Below are 692 nucleotides of genomic sequence, written 5' to 3'. Positions count from 1 at the left end.
CTTGAAATCCATAGGGTATAGGTAAATGATGAAAAGGGTTTTTCCAATCCTTTTCATCACAACCAAGTAATATCCCGTATGCAGGTATCGAGTGGCTGGTAACAATAGCTTCTGTTGTACCTATTCCCCCCTTTTATTGACTCAATCGTTAACAATGTGTTTGTTATTTGTTGCAAATCATGGGTTTTCACATGCTTTTGAGGCGATAAAATCTGCAATTTTCAGAGTATTCCTATATTCTTTTTAAGTGAAATCTGATGAATTATTCATCATCTATGTTAACGAATAGATAGTGAGAACAATGATGATGATTTTAGTCAGATTTACCCTTCAACGGGTCAGCCAATGGAGAAGCAAATAGATGGCAATCGGATATTTCCTGCTCGTTGGTGACAAGACCACTTGTGGCGGCCAGATTATTACCGGTGACCACACCATGACATTTAATGGTCGGGCAACAGCGCGTGAAGGGGATAAGGTGACCTGTGGTAAACATCCCGGTACTTATATGATTGTCGGTGGTGTTTCAGATGTGTTTGACATGGGGCGCAAACTGGCGGGTACGCTGGACAGTGTGAGTACGTGCCCCTGTCGGGCCAGATTCATTAATTCAGAGATGGACAGTTATGAAAAACAGGAGCAGCCCAGCCATCCGGCCACCGCGCCGGTGAATATGGCGGCCCAGAATTTCT

Annotated in this window: 1 protein-coding gene; it reads left to right on the top strand. The window is 43.6% G+C overall.

Features of this window, described 5'->3' with window-relative positions:
- Nucleotides 1-361 precede the first annotated feature (361 nt).
- Nucleotides 362-692: PAAR domain-containing protein (locus C5469_RS22975; RefSeq protein ID WP_166311024.1), on the top strand; the 331-nt coding region annotated here is incomplete at its 3' end.

It is taken from the genome of Photorhabdus cinerea (assembly GCF_011189575.1).
GTDB classification, from domain to species: Bacteria; Pseudomonadota; Gammaproteobacteria; order Enterobacterales; family Enterobacteriaceae; genus Photorhabdus; species Photorhabdus cinerea.
The sequence above is the reverse complement of the archived record's forward strand: the minus strand, read 5'-3'. Positions and strand labels throughout refer to the sequence as shown.